The 17471-nt window shown below is 65.9% G+C and carries 12 protein-coding genes; 1 reads left to right on the top strand and 11 read right to left on the bottom strand.

The features are described 5' to 3' along the window. Positions 1-97 precede the first annotated feature (97 nt). Positions 98-1861, top strand: coding sequence for a WG repeat-containing protein (locus HLA98_RS18720; RefSeq protein ID WP_160320753.1), 1764 nt, complete (start codon positions 98-100; stop codon positions 1859-1861). Between the two features lie 80 nt (positions 1862-1941). On the opposite strand, the gene HLA98_RS18715 is transcribed toward HLA98_RS18720, so the two are convergent. From HLA98_RS18715 to HLA98_RS18665, 11 genes are all read right to left on the bottom strand, one after another. Continuing rightward, complete coding sequence (locus tag HLA98_RS18715) at positions 1942-2313, bottom strand: hypothetical protein (RefSeq protein ID WP_129550527.1); 372 nt, start codon at positions 2311-2313, stop codon at positions 1942-1944. A gap of 234 nt (positions 2314-2547) precedes the next feature. After that, entirely contained in the window at positions 2548-3621 is a 1074-nt protein-coding gene (locus HLA98_RS18710) for a protein-glutamate methylesterase/protein-glutamine glutaminase (RefSeq protein ID WP_129550526.1), read from the bottom strand. Further along, positions 3618-4214, bottom strand: a complete 597-nt coding sequence (gene cheD / locus HLA98_RS18705; RefSeq protein ID WP_008264676.1) for a chemoreceptor glutamine deamidase CheD — start codon at positions 4212-4214, stop codon at positions 3618-3620. The genes HLA98_RS18710 and cheD overlap by 4 nt, the downstream gene beginning before the upstream one ends. Then, a complete protein-coding gene (locus tag HLA98_RS18700; RefSeq protein WP_057500415.1) occupies positions 4211-5080 on the bottom strand; it encodes a CheR family methyltransferase in 870 nt (289 codons plus the stop codon). Before HLA98_RS18700 ends, cheD begins: the two co-directional genes overlap by 4 nt. A gap of 37 nt (positions 5081-5117) precedes the next feature. Further along, the gene (locus tag HLA98_RS18695) at positions 5118-7388 is read right to left on the bottom strand and encodes a methyl-accepting chemotaxis protein (protein WP_057500416.1); all 2271 of its coding nucleotides are present in this window, start codon (positions 7386-7388) and stop codon (positions 5118-5120) included. A gap of 738 nt (positions 7389-8126) precedes the next feature. Then, positions 8127-10511: a methyl-accepting chemotaxis protein gene (locus HLA98_RS18690; RefSeq protein WP_129550525.1), complete on the bottom strand. Its 2385-nt coding sequence runs from the start codon at positions 10509-10511 to the stop codon at positions 8127-8129. A gap of 101 nt (positions 10512-10612) precedes the next feature. Continuing rightward, positions 10613-10996: a hypothetical protein gene (locus HLA98_RS18685; RefSeq protein WP_010482470.1), complete on the bottom strand. Its 384-nt coding sequence runs from the start codon at positions 10994-10996 to the stop codon at positions 10613-10615. Positions 10997-11132: 136 nt separating this feature from the next. Next, entirely contained in the window at positions 11133-11624 is a 492-nt protein-coding gene (locus HLA98_RS18680) for a chemotaxis protein CheW (protein WP_049448758.1), read from the bottom strand. A gap of 221 nt (positions 11625-11845) precedes the next feature. Next, complete coding sequence (locus tag HLA98_RS18675) at positions 11846-12619, bottom strand: flagellar brake protein (protein ID WP_057499828.1); 774 nt, start codon at positions 12617-12619, stop codon at positions 11846-11848. A gap of 204 nt (positions 12620-12823) precedes the next feature. Then, positions 12824-15073 (bottom strand): methyl-accepting chemotaxis protein, encoded by a 2250-nt coding sequence (locus HLA98_RS18670; RefSeq protein ID WP_057499829.1) that lies wholly within the window; start codon positions 15071-15073, stop codon positions 12824-12826. Positions 15074-15456: 383 nt separating this feature from the next. Then, entirely contained in the window at positions 15457-17445 is a 1989-nt protein-coding gene (locus tag HLA98_RS18665; protein ID WP_057499830.1) for a chemotaxis protein CheA, read from the bottom strand. Positions 17446-17471 lie beyond the last annotated feature (26 nt).

Raw genomic sequence — 17471 nt, 5'->3', positions numbered from 1 at the left:
GGGTTTTTTTGTAGACGGGGCACTTTCGTAGAAGTTGCATTTCAGTAGAGATGCATCGCGCCTACCGTGGATGCCCACAATTTCGGTCCTGCGCAAGATGCGCCGCTCATTCCTGCTGCCTCCCAGTCCTACCCATCGCCGCACCGTCACCACCCAGGCTTTGGGCATTCTGCTGGCCTCTGCACTTCTGACCATTGCGCCATCGGCAGGGGCAACGTCGGCGCCTGCAATGCTACAGCCCACCGAGCCGCCGCCACGTTTCGACAGGACTACACGCCACGGCCTCTGTCATGAGGGCCGCTGCGTGGTGCTGGATGGCACTGGTCGGCAACTTGCCGAGCATCGGGGAATGCAATACCTCCACCCCTTCAAAAATGGGGTGGCAGTCTTCGAAAGAGGGGAGAACAGGGGCGTCATGAATTCAGAAGGGCGTATCGTCCTTGAAGCGCATTACGACTCGGTTGAGGTACACGGCAACGGGCTGATCGAAGCCGAGGTATTGCTGCGGAAGCCGCCCAAGGCGTACAAGCGAATCGACTTCTTCAATGCACGAGGCCGATTGGTGCGTCGGTTTGAGCAGAAAGGCGAGATCGATCTCCTGCGCTCGGCGTCCTGGGCTGGAAACCCGGCTGTAGAACTCCGCAACAGTGAGAAGCAGCGCTGTACGACCCGCTTCCTTGACGCGAAGGGCAGGTCCGGTCCCGTTTTCAGTAACTTTGGTACCCGTGGTGTCTTGGGTGAAGAGGGGAAAGTGGCCATCGCTTCGCGTGATGGCGTCAACTTTGGCCTGGTTGATCGATCACTGGCAGGCATAGGGCGCCAGGACTACGACCGGATGACCTTCAACAGGTCGGGATTCGTGCTCGCCACCCAGGGCGGCAACGACACGGTGCTGGATCCCCACGGGGTGCAAGTGGCGCCCATGGGTCGATATCGGTTCAAGTTTGGTCGGGGTGGGTACCTGCTTTCTGCGGTAGCCGAAGACGGCCAGTGCCTGCATTTCACGCGCGCGGGTTTGATGTTTCCGACGCCTGCAGGCCACTGTATGAAGACAGATGAGTTCGCTGAACGAGTGGGGTATGTAATCTTCAGTTCGGAAGATGATGAATACGTTGTAGGCCTGGATGGGTCGCTGCGCTCCCTGCAACGCGCTGCAGGCCTGCATCCGTTGAACCGCAGGATCGTCGAGTATCAAAAGCCCGGCGAAGCGGGGGTGCGTTTCATGATGCTGGAAGATGGCAGCATCTCGTCTTCCCTGTACTACCGACTTGCGCCTTTTCAAACCGCGGAAGGACTGGATGACCAACTGCTGTTGGCCCAAGCCGATGGAGGATGGGGTGTAATAGATGCTACGGGTGCTTGGCTGATTCCTCCTCGCTACCGTCGGATACAACCATTGGGTCCGAATCTGGTCGCGGCATTCGAACGGCCGGGGTATGACCCGGGGTATCACATTCTCGATCTGCGCGGTAATGCGGTGGCGGATTTCACGCCGCATGATCCCTCACCGGAGTTTTTGGCGGATGGAACAAGGGTTTACGCCCTCTCACTGCGTGGCCGCTGGGGCCTTCTGGATGAGTCGGGGTGGTGGAGGCTCGCGCCCCGCTACGGCTACGTGAGTGTTTCGGATGGCTTGGTTTTCGTGCGTGAGCGAAACAGTGCCGGTGATGTTACGGTTAATTTTCTTGACCCAGGCACAGGAACGACGCTGTTCGAACAGGGATTTCTATCGATTCATCATCGAGCGGACGGTCTGTTTGAGACGTTGAAGACAGATCAGACCTTGGAGCTGATCAAGCTTGACGGGACCGTTCTGGCGAGCCTGCATCCACGTCCAGCTGATAGCCGGACCATTGACTGATTGGAGTCGCTGGAGCCTGGCGCGATTCAAATGGCAGATTTTGGCGTGTGGGCAACAACGGAACGGTAAGGCGTCCGGCGCTACTGAAGGGTCCAGTCTGGGTTGCCCTGCAACCGACGGCCGCCGATCAGCACGTAGCCGCGCTTACCGGAGACATCCATCTCGAACCAGGGCAATCCATCACGGTCAAGTGGACGCACGTAGGCTTGGCGCTTTGCACGGTTGAATTCGATGTAGTAGCGGCGATGCACGTTGGGGTACGGCGGGATAGACGGGCCTTTCCAGCTGACGCTTACCGCGCCGGGATCTTCGCGACCCACCAGCATCAGCATGAAGAACACATCACCCTGCTTGGCCTCGAAGTAGAACAGATTGCCACTGGCGCTGGCGGGTGCCAGTGGCAATGAAAGCAGTACGGCCGCCAGGGCGGCCTTCCATATGCCTTTGATCATGTGCAGCATTCCTTGTGCAATACCGCTATCAAAGCACACATGCGCTTAGCGCGTTGAAACGAAGAGCCCCGATGAAAGCCGGCGCCTTTTTTTGTTGCCTGATGGCGTGTAGCGCCGAGTCCATGGCTGCTGTTCGCGCGATGCGCGATGAGTCGAGCGCGGCTCGACTCTACAAAGGCATCCACGCATGGCGTGGATCTACTGCCCGCGGAGTCCTTGAGCCGCGGCGCGCAATCAGCCGCGGGCGAGCGCCAGCAATCGCTCGGCAATCCGTTCCAGCGGCACCTGTTCCTCGGCGGCGCCGAGCTTGAACGCTGCACCGGGCATGCCCCAGACCACGCTGCTGGCCTCGTCCTGCACCAGTGTCGGTGCGCCGGCCTGGCGCATTTCCAGCAGGCCGCGTGCGCCGTCATCGCCCATCCCGGTGAGGATGGCGCCAATGGCATTGCCGCCGGCATTCTGCGCGACCGAGCGGAACAGCACGTCCACCGCAGGCTTGTGCCGGTTCACCGCTGGGCCGTCGTCGACGCGGCAGCGCCAGCGCGCACCGTCACGGATGATCCGCAGATGCTTGCCGCCCGGTGGCAGGTAGGCATGGCCGGGCAGTACGGCTTCGCCGTCGCTGGCCTCGCGCACGGCCATGGCCGAGTGGCGGTCCAGGCGTTCGGCGAAGGCACTGCTGAAGCTGGCCGGCAGGTGCTGGGTCATCACCACTGCGGGACCGTCGGCGGGCATGCCTTCGAGCACCACACGCAGTGCCTCGGTGCCACCAGCAGACGAGCCGATGGCGATCAGACGGTCGGTGGTGCGGAACTGGGTCGCTGCCGGACGCACGGCAGGGGCTGTGTCCAGCGTGAGCTTCGGGACTGCAGTGCGCACCAGTGGACGTACGCGCGAGCGCGCCGCCATCTTGACCTTGGCGATGATCTCGTCGGCGTAGGCCTGCAGGCCGCGCGCCACGTCCAGCTTCGGCTTGGAGACGAAATCCACCGCACCCAGCGCCAGTGCCTGCAGGGTGGTGTCGGCGCCGCGCTCGGTCAGCGAAGAGATCATCACCACCGGCAGCGGGTGCAGGCGCATCAGGTTTTCCAGGAACGCCAGCCCGTCCATGCGTGGCATTTCCACGTCCAGGGTGATCACGTCCGGGGCCAGGCGCTTGATCTTCTCGCGCGCCAGCAGCGGGTCGGCGGCGGTGCCGACCACGTCGATGGCCGGATCGCTGGACAGGATTTCCGTGAGCATCTGCCGCACGACGGCAGAGTCGTCGACGATCAGGACCCGGCAGGGGGCGTTGCCGGTCAGGGTCATTCGAACAACTCCACGCCACCGGTGACCGGGGCCTTGGACAGGCGCGCACGCACGGCCGATTCGGTCGCGGCGACTTCGGCTTCGTGGGCATGCGGCAGCCGTTGCACCACCACGCGGCCGGTATCGGCGAAGAACCAGATCTTGCGCGGATGGATGCCGCACAGATCCTCGGCGATGATCGGAATGTGCTCGGCCTGCAGGTACTGGCGCACGAACTCGGCGTTACGGGTGCCGACCGGATTGCTGGTGAATCCCTTGAGCACGTTGGCGCCGCCGAACACCTTGGCCTCGATGCGCTTGCGGTGTGCGCCGCGCTTGAGCATGTCGTTGATCAGCAGTTCCATCGCATAGCTGCCATAGCGCGCGGGTGCGCCGTCGCCGGCGTTGCCTTCGGGCAGCAGGAAATGGTTCATGCCACCGATTTTCAGCACGGGGTCGCGCAGGCAGGCGGCCACGCAGGAACCCAGCGTTGTGGTCAGCGCGGTGGTGTCGTCCACCACCAGGTACTGGGTCGGCAGCAGCTTGGCGGCGATGGTCTTGAAGCGCGCATCCTGGTAGCGCATCACATCATCGGTACGCAGTGAGGCGTTCATGCACCGGCCTTTGCCGCACGGCGGTACAGGGTGCGGCCGCAGGGCTGGATCAGGTCGGCGGCGTGCAGGTAATTCTCCGAGTGCCCGGTATAGAGCAGGCCATCATCGGACAGGTGCTGGACCAGGCGACCGAGGATGGCACGCTGGGTCGGCTTGTCGAAGTAGATCATCACGTTGCGGCAGAACAGCGCGTCGAATGGTCCGCCGACGTCGTAGCGCGGGGCGAGGAGGTTCAGCGGGCGGAACTCGATCAGCTCGCGCAGCGCCGGCAGCACGCGGCACTGACCCTCGTTGGGGCCGCTGCCGCGCTGGAAGTAGCGGCGGCGCAGGTCCGGATCGAGGCTGGTGACGCGATCGATGTTGTAGACGCCACGACCGGCGGTGGCCAGCACCTGGGTATCGACGTCGGTGGCGATGATGCGTACCGGCGGTTTCAGGGTGCCGAAGGCCTCGCAGGCGGTGATCGCCATCGAGTAGGGCTCTTCGCCGGTGGACGCCGCGCAGGACCACAGCAGCAGCGGCGTGCGGCTGGAGCGCTGGTGCAGCTCCTCGCGCAGCTTGTCGAAGTGATGCGGTTCGCGGAAGAACGAGGTCAGGTTGGTGGTCAGGGCGTTGGTGAACGCCTGCCACTCGTCACCATCTTCCTGCTCCAGATGGTCCAGATACTGCTGGAAGCTGCGCATGCCCAGCGTGCGCAGGCGGCGCGACAGGCGGCCATAGACCATGTCGCGCTTGGCCGGCGCGAGGGCGATGCCCACGCGCTGGTAGATCAGGTCGCAGACGCGGCGGAAATCACGGTCGGCGAACTCGAATTCGCGCGGGCCGGTGACGATGGGAGTAGGACTTTGCACGGGGGACGTGTCCATCGGCAGAGGCGGCGGCCGAAGCCACCGCGGGTGGGTCTCAGAATTCCTGCCAGTCGCTGTCGCTGGCGACGAAGGTGCTGGCGTTGCTGCTGCGGCGGACCGGAGCGGGGGCACTGGTCGGCTGTGGGCGTGCCACGGTGGTGACACGGGCCGGTTCCACGCGAGCGGCCACGGCCTTCACGGCGGCCGAGACCTGGTTGTCGAGGCGGAAGATCGCCACGGCGTCGGCCAGCTGGCCAGCCTGTTCTTCCATTGCACGCGCGGCGGCGGTGGCTTCTTCCACCAGTGCGGCGTTCTGCTGGGTGGTTTCGTCCATCTGCACCACGGTCTGGTTGACCTGCTCGATGCCGGCGGACTGTTCCTGCGAGGCGGCGGAGATCTCGGCCATGATGTCGGTCACGCGCTGCACTGAAGCGACGATCTCGCCCATGGTGCTGCCGGCCTGGTGGACCAGGCTGGAGCCTTCGGCGACCTTGCCGACCGAATCATCGATCAGGCCCTTGATCTCCTTGGCCGCGGCGGCCGAGCGCTGGGCGAGGGTACGCACCTCGCTGGCGACCACGGCGAAGCCGCGGCCCTGTTCGCCGGCACGGGCAGCTTCCACCGCGGCGTTCAGCGCCAGGATATTGGTCTGGAAGGCGATGCCGTCGATGACACTGATGATCTCGGCGATCTTCTTCGACGAGGCTTCGATGGCGGACATCGTGGTGACCACCTGGCTGACCACGCTGCCGCCTTGGGAGGCAACACCCTGCGCGCCGATGGCGAGCTGGTTGGCCTGGCGGGCGTGCTCGGCGTTCTGGCGCACGGTGGAGGTCAGTTCCTCCATCGATGCGGCGGTTTCTTCGAGGTTGGCGGCCTGCTGCTCGGTACGGCGCGACAGGTCGCTGTTGCCCGACGCGATCTCACCGGCGGCCAGGGTGATGCTGCCGGCGCTGGCCTGGATCTGACCGACGATCTGGGTCAGCTGGGTAACGGTGGTGTTGGCATCGTCACGCATGCGCGCGAAAACACCCTGGTAGTCGCCGTGCATGCGCGCGGTCAGGTCACCTTCGGCGATGGCCGACAGCAGCTGAGAGAGCTTGCCGAGGTTGTCATCGCTGACCGCCATCATCGCGTTGAGGTTTTCCAGCATCAGACGGAAATCGTGATCGAAGCGCTGCGCGTCGCCACGGCGGCTGAAGTCGCCCGCGGCGGCGGCGCTGGCCAGCTGCTTGATTTCGGCGTTGATGCGGCCGAGGTTGGTCTTGACCGTGTCGACGGTGGTGGTCATCGCGGCCTTCTCGCCGGGATAGCGCGCGATGTCGCGGCTGAGATCACCGACCGCGTATTGCTGCACCACGTCCAGCACATCGTGCAGGGTCTGCACGTGGCCGCCGACCAGGGCATTGGTTTCCTGCACCATCAGCCCGTACTCGCCGGGGAAGGCGCTGGCGTCGATGCGGTAGCTCAGTTCGCCGCCATCGTGACGACGCGCCATTTCACGTTGGCCGCTGATAACCGCGTGCAGCTGCTGCTGCATGCCGGACATGGCATGCAGCAGGCGGCCGGTTTCGTCATGCGGCTGCGCGCCGATGTGGCTGTCCAGCTTGCCGCGGGCGATACCTTCGGCGACGGCGGTTGCCTGCTTCAGCGGCACGGCGATGCGGTTGCCGATGAGCCAGCTCAGGGCCAGCACGATCAACACCAGCACGCCACCGGAGACGGCCATGATGGCGGTGAACACCAGCGCCTGCTTCTGCACGTCGTCCATGTAGACGCCACTGCTGACCACCCAGTTCCAGGGCGCGAACAGGCCGGCGTAGGCGACCTTCTCGACCTCGTCCTTGCTGCCGGGCTTTGCCCAGCGGTAGGTGACGAAGCCGCCACCGGCCTTGGCTGCTTCGACCTGGTCGTAGTAGATGCGCACGCCGTCGTCGGTGCGGAAGTCCTTCATGTCCTTGCCCACCAGGTCCTTGCGGAACGGGTGCATGAGCAGGCGGTATCCGGTGTCGTAGATGTTGAAGTAGTAGGCATCGTTATCGGCGCGCATCACTTCCAGCGCCTGCAATGCGGCGCTCTTGGCAGCGTCCTCGCTGAGCTCGCCGGTGCCGGCCAGCCGGTGGTAATGCTGGAGGATGCCGTAGCTGAGTTCGACCTGGGTCTTCAGCGCGGTCTTGCGGGTCTCGGTGAGGTCGAGGTACTGCATGCGGGCGGCGATCACCGAGAGCGCGATCACGCCGAGCGCGATGAGCAGCGTCAGCAGGTTGAGCTTGCGCCGGACGGAGAGATTGCTGAAGTAGTGTTGCCAGCGATGCAGGAGATTCATCGAGCAGGACCAGGTCGAAACGGGCGGGCGGCGCCGAGCCGGTCACGGCGGGACGAGCGGTGACAACCCCGTTATCGGCCGCTGGGGCGGGGGATTGAGGTGAGGCGTTCGAACGTATTCAGGTTTCCTTGCAGCGGCGGCTGCGGCGCTGCCTGCGGCAGGCTGGTTTTGAAGCAACAGCAACAGCAACGGCGCTTGGTCGGTGGTCAGGGGTTGCGAGAAGGGCCGGGCCAGGATGGGTAGGCGGGGGACGCCGTAAACCCGTCCCTGGGGGCTTGGCCGCGGCATCCATGCCGCGGACACCCCCGCCAACCCACCCTGGCCCGGCCCATTTGATATCCCGGCGTCGGACGGCAAGAGCGTTGGGTTTCCAGGTGGAAAGAGGGGTCAGATCCGTTTTCCTGCGGAAAACGGATCTGACCCCGGAAGCAATGCGGCTGTTGCTCTTGCTCTTGCTCTTCATTCTTCAGTCCGGGGTGGACGCGCACGGAAACTGTCCGTGGCCGGGAGGGTGGGTTGCGCAGGGGCGTAAGCGCCATGGATGGCGCGCCCGAGCCTACAGGGACGTATTCACGGCGTCCCCTGCGCAGCCGACCCTCCCGGCCAACTCTCAGTAACCCAGCGCTTCGGCCGACCACCCCGAGGGGCTTCGCCGTTGGCTGGATATCCAGATACCCCTTAAACGAAAACGCCCCAGCGCAGGGCCGGGGCGTCTTCGTCCGTCAGGTCAGGCAGGCCTCAGAATTCCTGCCAGTCTCCGTCCGCCAGTTCGGTAGCCATCGGGCGACCACCCGCCGTGCGGCGGGCGGGCGGGGCCGCCGGAGCCGGTGCTGCCGGTGCAGCAGCACGCGGGGCCGGGGTCGGGGCAGTGGCTCGCGGCGGGGCAACCACGGTATCGGCTTCGTCCACCACGAAGATCGATACGGCCTCGCTGAGGTGGCCGGCCTGTTCTTCCATCGCGCGGGCGGCGGCGGTGGCTTCTTCCACCAGTGCGGCGTTCTGCTGGGTGGTTTCGTCCATCTGCACCACGGTCTGGTTGACCTGCTCGATGCCGGCCGACTGTTCCTGCGAGGCAGCGGAAATCTCGGCCATGATGTCGGTCACGCGCTGCACCGAGGCGACGATCTCGCCCATGGTCGCGCCGGCCTTGTGCACCAGTGCCGAGCCATCGTTGACCTTGCCGACGGAGTCGTCGATCAGGCCCTTGATCTCCTTGGCGGCGGCAGCCGAGCGCTGGGCGAGGGTGCGCACTTCGCTGGCGACCACGGCGAAGCCGCGGCCCTGTTCACCTGCACGTGCGGCTTCCACCGCAGCGTTCAGCGCCAGGATGTTGGTCTGGAAAGCGATGCCGTCGATGACCGAGATGATCTCGGCGATCTTCTTCGACGAAGCTTCGATGGCCGACATGGTGGTGACCACCTGGCCAACCACTGCACCACCCTGCGAGGCGACGCCATGCGCGCCGATGGCGAGCTGGTTGGCCTGGCGGGCGTGCTCGGCGTTCTGGCGCACGGTGGAGGTCAGTTCCTCCATCGAGGCCGCGGTTTCTTCCAGGTTGGCGGCCTGCTGTTCGGTACGGCGCGACAGGTCGCTGTTGCCCGAGGCGATCTCGCCGGCAGCCGAGCTGATCGCACGGCTGGACTGCTTGATGCGGGTGACGATCTCGCTCAGTTGCGCGGCAGTGGCGTTGGCGTCGTCGCGCATGCGAGCGAACACGCCCTGGTAGTCACCGTGCATGCGCACGGTCAGGTCGCCCTGCGACAGCGCGGCGAGCAGGCCGGAGATCTGTTCGATGCTGCCGGCGTTGGCGTCGAGCAGGCCGTTGATCTGCTGGGCCAGCTGCAGGAAGAAGCCTTCCTTGTCGCTGGCGTCGATGCGGCCGGACAGGTCGCCGGCGGCTGCCTGGGCGATCACGCGTGCCACTTCGGCTTCCACCTGTGCTTCCTGGGTGCGGTCGCGCCATTCCACCACGTAGCCGACGGTGTCGCCGCCTTCATTGCGGATGGTCGAGACTACCTGGGCGAACTGGGCATCGCCGTACTGCATCGGGCGACGCGCCACGCCGTGTGCCTTCAGGTTGCCCAGCAGGGTCTGGTCCATCTCGCCGCGGTGTTCAAGCACGGTGACCGGCTTGCCGATCAGCGAGGCCTGGGCGTCGAAGTCCGGCAGGTCGCGGCGCACTTCATCCTGGTACTGGCTCAGGGTCTGCTGCAGGGCGCGGTTGCTGTAGACGATGGTGTTGCTGGTATCGGTCAGGTACACGCCGGTTGAGCTGTAATCCAGCGCCGTGCGGATGCGCAGGTTCTCGCGGGCGACGGCCTGGTCGGTTTCGATGCGTTCGCGCAGGTCGCGCTGCATGCGCTGCATGGCCTGCATCAGTTCGCCCACTTCATCCTGGCGGCTGACGTCGATGTGGCCATCGAGCTTGCCGCCGGCAACGTCGTTGGCGACCGACACGGCACCGCGCACGCTGCCGACCAGGGCGCGGGCGAACAGCCAGACCAGCACCAGGCCGAGCGCGGCGCCGCCCAGCAGGGCGATCACGGTCAGCACGGCCGAGGCGGAATACGTGGAGGCGGCCTGTTCGCGCGAGGCGCGGGCGAGGCGGTTGTCTTCGGCGATCAGCGCTTCCAGCGCCGAGGCGGCCTTGCGGTGCTTGGTGCGGGTTTCGCCGACGAAGGTATCGATGGCGTCGTCCGGCAGGTCCAGTTCCAGCATCTCGGTGACGCTGTCATAGGAGGCCAGAGCGTCCTTCCACTCCTTGGCGAAGGTGTCGAACAGCTTCTTCTGCTGCGCGTTGTCGACCAGGGTCGGATACTCCTTGATCGACTTGTCCATGCTCGCGCGCAGCTCGACGCCCTGCTTGCGTGCATCCGCCTTGACGTCGTCGCTGGCGCGGATCAGCTGCTGGTAGGCGGCGTTGCGGTATTCACCCAGCATGCCGCGCATCTCGCCTGCCATGCGGATGCTCTCCATGCGAGAACCCGCCAGCTCGGTGGTGACATTGTTCAGCGAATGCAGGCCGCGATAGGCGACGATGCCCTGCAGCAACATCACCAGCAGGAGGACGCCGAAGGTCAGCAGCAGCTTCGGCATCAGTTTGAGGTTGTTGATCCACGGCATGGGCGTTGCGATCTCCTAAGGCAGACGCGTCCGGGCGTCGGGCCCGGTTGCAGCAGAAACCACGCCGGTACCAGGTCCGGCGTGGTTCGACGGACGGCGGATTACTTGATGTTGGCCAGCTTCAGGCCGGCCGGCGAGCTGACTTCGATTTCCGCGCGCGAGGCGTCGCGCTGGATCTTGCCGATCACGCAGACGGTCTTGCCTTCCAGGGTTTCCAGCGGGAAGGAGAACTTGCCGCGGTTCTCGCCGGCGATGCGCGCCGAGAAGGTGTGGCGCGGGAAGGCGCCGCCCATGTACAGGAAGGTCGGCTGGCCTTCGGAACCTTCTGCGTAGCGGGCCTTCTCGACCTTGCCGCAGACCATGCCGTCCTTGCCGACCGAGCGCGGTGCCAGTTCCGGCGGGATCATGTCGGCCGACTGGGCAAACGCGGCGGAAGCGGTGGTGGCCAGGACAGCGGCCGAAACGAACGCAAGCAGGGACTTCATCGAGGTGTATCTCCGGGGATGGTGATGGTCGTTCCGGTTCTGCGCGCTCCTGCGCGACCGGCTTCTGTCCCCCTATCGGCACTGCCGGCGGGAACTGAAGGGTTTTGTGACCAGAACGTGAAGCAGGTCCGTTCGATCAGGCAGCGGCGTCTTCGACGATGTTGGCCTGGCCCATGTCGGCGCTGTCCAGCAGGGTCTCGATGTCGAGCAGGATCAGCATGCGGTCGTCCTGCGTGCCGATACCGGAGATGAAGCGGGTATCGACGGCGGCGCCGAATTCCGGGGTCGGGCGGATCTGTTCGGCCGACAGCGGGATCACGTCGGAAACGCTGTCAACGACGATGCCGACCACGCGGTCTTCCACGTTCAGTACGATCATCACGGTGAAGGCGTCATAGCGGGCGTTGTCCAGGCGCAGCTTCAGGCGCAGGTCGATGACCGGGACGATGGTGCCGCGCAGGTTGATCACGCCCTTGATGTAGTCCGGGGCATCCGGCACGCGGGTGACGGCGTCGTAGCCGCGGATTTCCTGCACCTTGAGGATGTCCACGCCGTAGTGCTCGGCACCGAGGGTGAAGCTGAGGAATTCGCCACCGGCGCTGGCGGCGGAGCTGGTCTTGTCGTTCATCGAGGGGTCCTGGTTCTGCCGGAAGTCCCGGTGTCAGGCTCGATATCGGCCCCGCTGGGGGGGACTTTAGGTGTGGCGCCTGGGGCATCCACGCATGGCGTGGATATGTCGGGGTGCCGGATCGGCCCGGGATGGGTGGTGCCGGCCGCTGGCCGGCAATGGCGGCGTCCACGTTGTTGCCAAGTTGCCGGCCAGCGGCCGGCACTACCGGTCGGGCGGCCTTACAGCTCGCCGTTGCGGCGCGCCTTGCGCTGGCGGTCGATGCGGAAGATGTAGCGCTGGATGGCACTGTCGGCGCCACGCGGCAGGATGTCGAAGCGCATGCCCACGCGTTTGATCTCGATGCCGTTGGGTTGGCGCTGCGGCAGCAGGTTGCAGACGACCAGCTCGATCTCCAGGTCCGGGCCATCGGGCAGCGACAGCACCGCCGGGTAGCGCTTCTGCAGGCTGAACACCGCGCAATCGGTAGGCACGGCCACCGCCAGGCCGCCGCCGCTGATGTCCACCACCCGCATCGACAGCGCTTCGGCGCGGCTCTCGCCGGCAGGGATCAGCAGCTGGGGCGAATCGGTGACCGGGGTCTCCAGCCGGTACATCTCACGCCGTTGCAGATGGACCAGTTCCTCCGGCAGGGCGGCGCGGAAGGCGACGTGACCGTCGTTGTCCACACGCTGCAGTGCCTGCAGGCGGAACCGCACCAGCACGCGTTCGAGCTGGGCGAAGCACAGCAGATGGTCGGCCTGTTCGGCGGCGCGGTTGGACGCTTCCTGCAGGCTGCCATCGAGCAGCAGCGTGTCTTCGTCCTCGTCGAGCTCAAGCAGCGCGGTCGGGAACGAACGGTCGCGGCCGTCGATATGCGCATTGATAAGCGATCGCTGGTCGATCAGCGATCGCAGCAGCTGCCGCAGCTGGCGCGGATTACGGACCAGGAAACGTTCGTCAGCGGCATCAGCCGCGTGGACATCATGCACTGCAGTGTCGTTGCCGTCGGACATGGAATCTACGGTCAAGGGCGGGCGCCACCACGCGTTGGCGCGAGGCTCGATGGGGATATCGGCCACTGTGCCGGATTATGAAGTGAGAATTGCATCACTTTCCATGCGTCCGGGGTCGGATCCCTTTCCCGGAGGAAAGGGATCCTGGCCCCTGGCCCGCCGCGCAGTTGGAATCACGCGATGTGCGGATGCGTTCCGCGTGGGTCAGAACTCCTGCCAGTCGCCGTCTGTGGCCAGTGCTGGCTGTGCTGCCGATGCGCGCAGCGGGCGAGCGGGAGCGGGCCTGGCAGCCGACCCGGCGGCCGCCACCTGGCGCGGCACTGGCGCGGTGGTCAGGCGTGCCGGCGCGACGGTGGCCCCCTGTGACGCCAGCCGGAAGCGTGCCACGGCCTCACCCAGCTGCACGGCCTGGTCTTCCATTGCACGCGCGGCGGCGGTGGCTTCTTCCACCAGTGCGGCGTTCTGCTGGGTGGTTTCGTCCATCTGCACCACGGTCTGGTTGACCTGCTCGATGCCGGCGGACTGTTCCTGCGAGGCGGCGGAGATCTCGGCCATGATGTCGGTCACGCGCTGCACTGAAGCGACGATCTCGCCCATGGTGCTGCCGGCTTGGTGGACCAGGCTGGAGCCTTCGGCGACCTTGCCGACCGAATCATCGATCAGGCCCTTGATCTCCTTGGCCGCGGCGGCCGAGCGCTGGGCGAGGGTACGCACCTCGCTGGCGACCACGGCGAAGCCGCGACCCTGTTCGCCGGCACGTGCGGCTTCCACCGCGGCGTTCAGCGCCAGGATGTTGGTCTGGAAAGCGATGCCGTCGATCACCGAGATGATCTCGGCGATCTTCTTCGACGAAGCTTCGATGGCCGACATGGTGGTGACCACCTGGCCGACCACTTCACCGCCCTGCGAGGCGACGCCATGCGCGCCGATGGCGAGCTGGTTGGCCTGGCGGGCGTGCTCGGCGTTCTGGCGCACGGTGGAGGTCAGTTCCTCCATCGATGCAGCGGTTTCTTCCAGGTTGGCGGCCTGCTGCTCGGTACGGCGCGACAGGTCGCTGTTGCCCGAGGCGATCTCGCCAGCGGCCAGGGTGATGCTGCCGGCGCTGGCCTGGATCTGGCCGACGATCTGGGTCAGCTGCGCAACGGTGGTGTTGGCATCGTCACGCATGCGTGCGAACACGCCATTGAACTGGCCGTCCATGCGTGCGGTCAGATCGCCGGCGGCGATCGACTGCAGCAGCTGCGAGAGCTGGCCGAGGTTGCCGTCGGCCACCTGCATCATGCTGTTCAGCTGCTCGATCATCACGCGGAAGTCGTGATCGAAACGCTGCGCATCACCGCGCTGGCTGAAGTCGCCGGCGGCAGCGGCAGAGGCCAGCTGCTGGATCTGCGTGTTGATGGCCAGCAGGCTGGCCTTGGCCGCATCCATCGACTCGTGCAGGATCGCGCGGCTGCCCGGCAGGCGGCGGGCGTCCGGGGCGAGGTTGCCGGTGGCGTACTGGTTGAGTACTTCAATGGCATCGACGATTGCATCGAGGTGTTCGAAGATCACCGTGTTGATGCCGTTGGCCAGCTGGCCATACACACCCGGGAAATCCTCCGGGATGCGGTGGCTGATGTCCGGCCCAGCGTGCATCTGTGCCATCAGCTGGGTCTGCTCGCTGAAGCGGCGCAGCATTGCGGTCATCTCGGCGGTGGCGGCCAGCATCTTGCCGGCTTCGTCCTTGCTGGTGGCCTGGGTGCTGACGCTGAGGTCGCCGCGGGCAACCGCCTGGATGGCATGCACGGCCTTGCCCAGCGGGCCAGTGACGGCGCGCGAGATGACCGTGGCCAGTGCGGCGGCCACCAACGAAAGCAGCACGATGCAGCTGACGATCGCGATCATGCTGGTGCGATGGGTGGCGTTGGCGTCGGCGATCTTGCCGTCCATCTGTCCGGCGATGTGGGTGCCCAGGGCCTTCATTGCAGCGAACAGGTCACGACGCGCCGGGCGTGACTGCTCATCGGAGATCTGCTGGGCCTGCGCGCCATCGCCGGCGGCCACGGCTTCGCGCATCGCCTTGTTGGCGGCGAAGTAGCGATCCAGCTGCGTGCTGGCCGCGCGATACAGTTCGCGCTCCTTGTCCAGCGCCGGCAGCGCCGAGTACGCCGCCAGTTCGTCATGTACGGCTTTGGCGGTGTCGTCCATGCGCTTGTTGTAGTCGGCGACCTTCTCCGGCTGGTCCAGCATGCTCAGCTGGGCCAGTTCGTAGGTGCGGAACTCACCGAGCTGCGAGCGCGCCTCGCCCAGGTGCTGGACCGAGGGGATGTCGTTGCCAGCCATCTCGCGCAACTGCGCGTTGGCTTCGCTCAGGCGCAGCAGTGCGAAGGCGCCGAGGATCAGGGTCATCAAGGTGGTGAGGGTGAACCCCACGGCCAGCTTGCGGGCGATGGGCAGATCTTGGAACCACTTCATGCAGGGTGCTCCAGGTGGGCAGAGTGCCGGCGTCTGTGCGCCGGTTTGGGGGTGGTTGCAGAGCGAACGGGGGTGCCCGGTGGGGTTCGGTGACGGCCGTCAAAGCGAAATAGCGGCGCAGTTCGGGTGGACTTTATGGACGCAGATCACATTCGGCTGCGTAGGGATGACGGCGCGAAAGTGCAGGCCTGGCGGGGCTTGCGCTTGAGTGACGTGGTTGCGCGCGAAACCATCGCGTCGACGGAGTTCACGGAATGCACGGTGTTGTGGGTCGGGGTCAGATTCCTTTCCGCAGGAATGGGATCTGCCCCCTTGGCAGGGCGCACGCAAACAAAAACCGCCGCCCCGAAGGGCGGCGGTCCGGTACACGCATGCAGCGTGGATCAGGCGGCCTGCGGCATCCGCAGTGAACGCACAAGCCCGCCGATGTCGACAATCAGCGCGACGCGGCCGTCGCCCAGGATGGTGGCACCGGATACTCCGCCGATGCGGCGGTAGTTGTTCTCGATGTTCTTCACCACCACCTGCTGCTGGCCGACCAGCTCGTCCACTTCCAGCGCGATCTTCTGGCCATCGCCTTCGACCACCACCACCAGCGACTCGCTGCCCGGTGCCCGGTGGCCGTAGCCGTAATACTCACTCAGCGACAGGATCGGCAGGTACTCGCCGCGCACGCGCAGTACGCGGCCTTCGCCGGCCATGCTGCGGATGTCCTCGGCCTGCGGCTGCAACGCCTCAAGCACATAGGCCAGCGGCAGGATCAGGGTTTCTCCGGCCACCGCCACGGTCATGCCGTCGAGGATGGCCAGGGTCAGCGGCAGGCGTATCAGCGTGCGCGTGCCAGCGCCGAGGCTGCTTTCGATCTGTACCTCGCCACCCAATGCCTGGATGTTGCGTCGGACCACATCCATACCAACGCCACGACCGGACAGGTCCGTGACTGCATCAGCAGTGGAGAAGCCGGGCTGGAAGATCAGGTCCCAGACCTGCGAATCGGTCGGGTTGTCCGGCACCGCCAGGCCGCGTTCGGTGGCCTTGGCCAGGATCTTGGCGCGGTCGAGGCCGCGGCCGTCGTCGCTGACTTCGATGACGATGTGGCCGCCCTGGTGCGAGGCGGCCAGGGTGATCGTACCGGTCTCGTCCTTGCCTGCACCTCGACGCACATCGGGCATTTCCAGGCCGTGGTCGATCGAATTGCGCACCAGGTGAACCAGCGGATCGGCGATCTTTTCGATCAGGCCCTTGTCCAGTTCGGTGCCTTCGCCGACGGTGCGCAGGCGGACCTGCTTGCCGAGCCGGCTGGACAGATCGCGGACCAGGCGCGGGAAGCGGCGGAACACTGCATCGACCGGCAGCATGCGCACGCCGATCACTGCTTCCTGCAGGTCGCGGGTATTCCGTTCAAGCTGGTCCAGGCCGGCGAACAGGCTCTCAGCGTGGACCGGGTCCAGTGCGTGCGAGACCTGCTTGAGCATGGCCTGGGTGATGACCAGTTCGCCGACCAGGTTGATCAGCGCATCGACCTTGTCGACGCTGACGCGGATCGAGGTTTCCGCTTCCTGGTTGGCGCCACCGCTGGCGGCAGGCGCGGCAGGTGCCGACGGCGCCGCTGCCACCGGAGCGGGAGCGGCTGCGGCCGGGGCCTGGGTAGCCAGGCTCGGCGGTGCGGCCGGACGGATGTCCAGCTCGCAGTCGTCCAGCACCCAGGCGAAGGTGTCTTCGATCTTGCTGCGCGGCACCTTGCCGACCAGGCCCAGGTCCCACGCCAGGTGGGCCTCCAGCGGGTCGAGCTGGGCGAAGCCGGGCAGGCGTTCCATGCGCGCGGCCACCTGCAGCGAGCCGAGGTGTTCCAGCTCGCGGATGATGCGCAGCGGATCGTTGCCGCTCATGAACAGCGACGGTGCCGGGGTAAAGCCGATCTGCCAGGCTTCCGGCGTATCGTCCACCTTGGCTGCGGCAGCAGCCGGGGCGCTGGGTGCTGCCTGGCCGGAAAGCACCGCTTCCAGGCGCGCCTTCACCGCGACGACCGCGGCGGGATCGGCGGCCTGGCCGTGTTCGGCTTCGCGCAGCAGGGCGCGCAGTACGTCCACCGAGGACAGCATGGCGTCGACGGCGTGGCCTTCCAGGGCCCGCTTGCCCGCGCGCAGCTCATCGAGCAGCGTTTCCAGCACGTGGGTCAGGCCGGCGATGGCATCGAAGCCGAAGGTGCCGGCGCCGCCCTTGATCGAGTGGGCGGCGCGGAACACCGAATTGATGATCTCCGCGTCCTGCTGCCCCGATTCCAGGGCCAGCAGGCCAGCCTCCATCGCGTCGAGGCCTTCGCGGCTCTCCTCGAAGAAGGTGGCGTGGAAGCGTTGCAGGTCCATGCTCATGGCGGTGGTGGTCCGGAAGCGAAGAG

The organism is Stenotrophomonas africana (assembly GCF_013004645.1).
Classification (GTDB): domain Bacteria; phylum Pseudomonadota; class Gammaproteobacteria; order Xanthomonadales; family Xanthomonadaceae; genus Stenotrophomonas; species Stenotrophomonas africana.
This window is presented reverse-complemented; position numbering and strand designations above follow the sequence as displayed.

Bases quoted from the DNA above. Each gene is read 5' to 3' on its own strand.
- HLA98_RS18680 (WP_049448758.1), bottom strand. From the start codon at position 11,624: ATGAACGACAAGACCAGCTCCGCCGCCAGCGCCGGTGGCGAATTCCTC.
- HLA98_RS18675 (WP_057499828.1), bottom strand. From the start codon at position 12,619: ATGTCCGACGGCAACGACACTGCAGTGCATGATGTCCACGCGGCTGAT.
- cheD (WP_008264676.1), bottom strand. From the start codon at position 4,214: ATGAACGCCTCACTGCGTACCGATGATGTGATGCGCTACCAGGATGCG.
- HLA98_RS18695 (WP_057500416.1), bottom strand. From the start codon at position 7,388: ATGAATCTCCTGCATCGCTGGCAACACTACTTCAGCAATCTCTCCGTC.
- HLA98_RS18690 (WP_129550525.1), bottom strand. From the start codon at position 10,511: ATGCCGTGGATCAACAACCTCAAACTGATGCCGAAGCTGCTGCTGACC.
- HLA98_RS18665 (WP_057499830.1), bottom strand. From the start codon at position 17,445: ATGAGCATGGACCTGCAACGCTTCCACGCCACCTTCTTCGAGGAGAGC.
- HLA98_RS18710 (WP_129550526.1), bottom strand. From the start codon at position 3,621: ATGACCCTGACCGGCAACGCCCCCTGCCGGGTCCTGATCGTCGACGAC.
- HLA98_RS18715 (WP_129550527.1), bottom strand. From the start codon at position 2,313: ATGATCAAAGGCATATGGAAGGCCGCCCTGGCGGCCGTACTGCTTTCA.
- HLA98_RS18685 (WP_010482470.1), bottom strand. From the start codon at position 10,996: ATGAAGTCCCTGCTTGCGTTCGTTTCGGCCGCTGTCCTGGCCACCACC.
- HLA98_RS18700 (WP_057500415.1), bottom strand. From the start codon at position 5,080: ATGGACACGTCCCCCGTGCAAAGTCCTACTCCCATCGTCACCGGCCCG.
- HLA98_RS18670 (WP_057499829.1), bottom strand. From the start codon at position 15,073: ATGAAGTGGTTCCAAGATCTGCCCATCGCCCGCAAGCTGGCCGTGGGG.
- HLA98_RS18720 (WP_160320753.1), top strand. From the start codon at position 98: ATGCGCCGCTCATTCCTGCTGCCTCCCAGTCCTACCCATCGCCGCACC.